This window comes from Streptomyces sp. NPDC096046 (assembly GCF_040303285.1).
In the GTDB taxonomy this organism is placed as follows: domain Bacteria; phylum Actinomycetota; class Actinomycetes; order Streptomycetales; family Streptomycetaceae; genus Streptomyces.
Window position 1 is genome coordinate 1 of the sequence record NZ_JBEOSZ010000106.1, and the last position, 3,549, is coordinate 3,549.

At 71.8% G+C, this 3,549-nt stretch carries 3 protein-coding genes; 2 read left to right on the plus strand and 1 reads right to left on the minus strand.

Features of this window, described 5'->3' with window-relative positions:
* Positions 1-90 precede the first annotated feature (90 nt).
* Entirely contained in the window at positions 91-1,626 is a 1,536-nt protein-coding gene (locus ABTX62_RS37750) for an acyl-CoA carboxylase subunit beta (protein WP_352120407.1), read from the minus strand.
* A 290-nt stretch (positions 1,627-1,916) separates the two neighbouring features.
* Between ABTX62_RS37750 and ABTX62_RS37755 the strand changes: the two genes are divergently transcribed.
* Positions 1,917-2,774 carry an aldo/keto reductase gene (locus ABTX62_RS37755; protein WP_352120408.1) on the plus strand — a complete coding sequence of 286 codons (858 nt, stop codon included), beginning with the start codon at positions 1,917-1,919 and terminating at the stop codon, positions 2,772-2,774.
* A gap of 259 nt (positions 2,775-3,033) precedes the next feature.
* Entirely contained in the window at positions 3,034-3,285 is a 252-nt protein-coding gene (locus ABTX62_RS37760; RefSeq protein ID WP_283972632.1) for a DUF5133 domain-containing protein, read from the plus strand.
* The last annotated feature ends 264 nt before the right edge of the window (positions 3,286-3,549 follow it).

Below are 3,549 nucleotides of genomic sequence, written 5' to 3' on the forward strand. Positions count from 1 at the left end.
CCCTCGTACTGGGTGTACTTGGGCTTGCGCCCGGTGCGGCGAGAGTGCGTGCCGGGCGTCGCGACGGGGCGAACGTTGCCTGCTGCGGCACTAGAGGGGGATGTTGCCGTGCCGGCGTTCCGGCATCGGGGCGCGTTTGCCGCGCAGTGCGCGCAGGGCGCGGCAGACCTGCTCCCGGGTCTCGCGCGGTGCGATGACGGCGTCGACGTAGCCGCGCTCGGCGGCCAGGTACGGAGTGCCGTGGGTGCTCTCGTAGGCGGAGAGGAGGCGGGCGCGCAGTGCCTCCGGGTCGTCGGACGCGGCGAGTTCACGCCGGTGCAGGACACCCACGGCCCCCTCCGCGCCCATGACGGCGATCCGGGCGGTGGGCCAGGCGAGATTGACGTCGGCGCCCAGGTGCTTGGAGCCCATCACCGCGTAGCCGCCGCCGTACGCCTTGCGCACCACGACCGTGACCTTGGGGACGGTGGCCTCGGCGTAGGCGTACAGCAGTTTCGCCCCGCGCCGGATGACACCGGCCTGCTCCTGCCGCACCCCGGACAGATAGCCGGGCACGTCGGCGAAGGTCAGCAGCGGGATGCCGAACGCGTCGCAGAACCGCACGAACCGCGCCGCCTTCTCGGACGCGTCGATGTCGAGGACCCCGGCGGAGCGCAACGGCTGGTTGGCGACGACGCCCACCGAGCGGCCCTCCACGCGGGCCAGGGCGCAGATGATGTTCGGCGCGAACAGCTCCTGCACGAACAGCAGTTCACCGTCGTCGACGACCGCGCGCAGGATGTCCCGCATGTCGTACGCCTCGCCGAGCCGGTCCGGGACGGCCTCGTCGAGCCCGGTCCCGGGTGGAGCGTGCCCGGGGGCGTACTCCGGGGGCCGTTCCAGGTTGTTGGCCGGCAGGTACGACAGCAGGTCCCGCACCGTGTCGAGGGCGTCCTCCTCGTCGGCGGCCAGGAAGTGCGCGTTGCCGTTGACCGTGTTGCTGGTGCGGGCGCCGCCCAGTTCCTCGGCGGTGGTGCGCTCGCCGGTGACCGCCTCGATGACGTCGGGGCCGGTGACGAACATGTGCGATGCGCCGTCCACCATCACCGTGAAGTCGGTGATCGCCGGCGAGTACGCGGCCCCGCCCGCACACGGGCCGAGGACGACCGAGATCTGCGGGATCACCCCGGACGCCTTGACGTTGCGGCGCACCAGTTCGGCGTAGAGGGCCAGCGAGGCGACGCCCTCCTGGATGCGGGCGCCGCCGGAGTCGTTCAGGCCGATCACCGGGCAGCCCGTCTTCAGGGCCAGCTCCATCAGGGCGACGGTCTTCTCGCCGAAGGCCTCGCCCATGCTGCCGCCGAACACCGTGGAGTCCTGGGCGAAGACGCACACCGGGCGGCCGTCGACCGTGCCGTACCCGGTGACCACCCCGTCGCCGTAGGGGCGACGCGCGTCGTGCCCGGCGGGCCGGGCCCGGACGAACAGGCCGGTCTCGGTGAAGGAGTCCTTGTCCAGGAGCCGTTCGACGCGTTCCCGGGCGGAGAACTCCCCGCGTCTGCGCGGCCCGCCCGGGGCCACCGCCCGCTCCCGGCGGTGCTCCAGGCCGGCGACGCGCTCCGCGGTGCCTCCGGGCGTGCGCGTCACCGTCTCCCCCGGACCGGATGCTGTCACCTCTGTGCTCACAACCACCTCCGAAGTGGTTCTCGAATATGGCAGCGAGGCGGAGACATGCCCTACGGATCCACGGTCTGTGTGGGGGAGATGAGTCCTCGGACGCGGGGTTTCATCCCCCTGTGACAAGAGGGCTCCAGGGCCCGGCACGATTCAGCGGCCCGAGTGCTGAATGCGTTCTCCTTCTTCTATTGGACCCCCGGCCGTGCGGCGTCCAGGCTGGAGTGCACCATCGCCCGACAGCCGGAAGAGGTCACGAACCCATGCACACCCGCCGCATCGGTGACGTCGAGGTCAGCGCGATCGGCCTGGGCGCGATGCCCATGTCCATCGAGGGACGACCGGACGAGGAACGCTCCCTCACGACCATCCACGCCGCCCTCGACCGCGGTGCGACCCTGATCGACACCGCGGACGCCTACCACCGCGACGCCGACGAGGTCGGTCACAACGAGACCCTGATCGCCAAGGCCCTCGCCTCCCACGACCGCGGCGGCGACGTCCTGGTCGCCACCAAGGGCGGCCACCTCCGCCCCGGCGACGGCAGCTGGACGCTCGACGGCAGCCCCCGCCACCTCAAGACGGCCTGCGAGGAGTCCCTGCGCCGGCTCGGCGTCGAGGCCATCGGCCTCTACCAGTTCCACCGCCCCGACCCGCGCGTCCCCTACGCCGAGTCCGTCGGCGCGATCCGGGACCTGCTGGACGAGGGCAAGATCCGCATGGCCGGCATCTCGAACGCGAACCCCGAGCAGATCCGTCAGGCGAACGAGATCCTCGGCGGCCGCCTGGTCTCCGTGCAGAACCAGTTCTCCCCGGCCTTCCGCTCCAGCGAGCCGGAGCTGCGCCTGTGCGACGAACTCGGCATCGCCTTCCTGCCCTGGAGCCCCCTCGGCGGAATCTCCAGGGCCGGGGAACTGGGCTCGGGTCACGCCCCCTTCGCCCGCATCGCAGACGCGCACGGCGTCAGCCCCCAGCGCGTGTGCCTGGCCTGGATGCTCGCCAAGTCGCCCGTGGTCGTCCCGATCCCGGGCGCGAGCAGGCCCGAGACCATCCGCGACTCGCTCGCCGCCACCGACCTCGTCCTGAGCGCCGAGGAACTGGCGGAGCTGGACGCCGCCTGAGCGGACCCCTGAGCGGACCACGAGACCCGGGACGGCCGCGCGCCACCCCGGGTCTCGCGCTGTCGACGAGGAAGCGCCGACTGTACCTACCGGCGATCGCCGCACCCCTTCGCCGTCGCCCACCGGCTGCCCACCGTCGGCGAGCCCGAGACCCCGTACGTCCGATCGATTCTCGTCACATCCGCCTCAGGTGAGGAAAAGGTGTGAATGTTTACGTGCGGTTCGGGCATACGCAGCGAAAAGAGAGAGGGGCGCTTACGTGCTTGTACCGGACCGGAAGATCGTCAGGGAGCTGCTGACGCGGTACGCGTCGCTGAGGATCGCACAGTCGGAGAGGCACGTGCCGACGGCGGCACGCGAGCTGGAGGACGTCAGCTACACGCTGTGCGTGATGATGGGGACGTCCGACATAAGCGACGCCATCGCCAAGGCGGACGTCCTGCTGCTCACGGAGGGGCGGCCCGACGCCGCCGACGCGGACGGGGAGAACGGCCTGAAGCTGGTCGGCTGACAGCAGGAGAAGCCCGGCACGACCGGGCGGCGCGCCTCGCCGGCCCCTTCCTAGGGGCCGGCCCTCTCCACACACTCCGGCGACAAGCAGTGGCAGTGGCTGTGCGACCAGCTCCCCGACCGGGCCCGGCAGCGGTTCGCGGTCGCGGCCGGGGCCGCCTGGCGGACCTTCACCGGTCAACGGTCCGACCTGCGTGCCCAGTTGGCGGGCGCCCGGGCCACGGCGGTGATGCTCGCCGGGCTGCCGGCCCTGGGCCTCGTCATC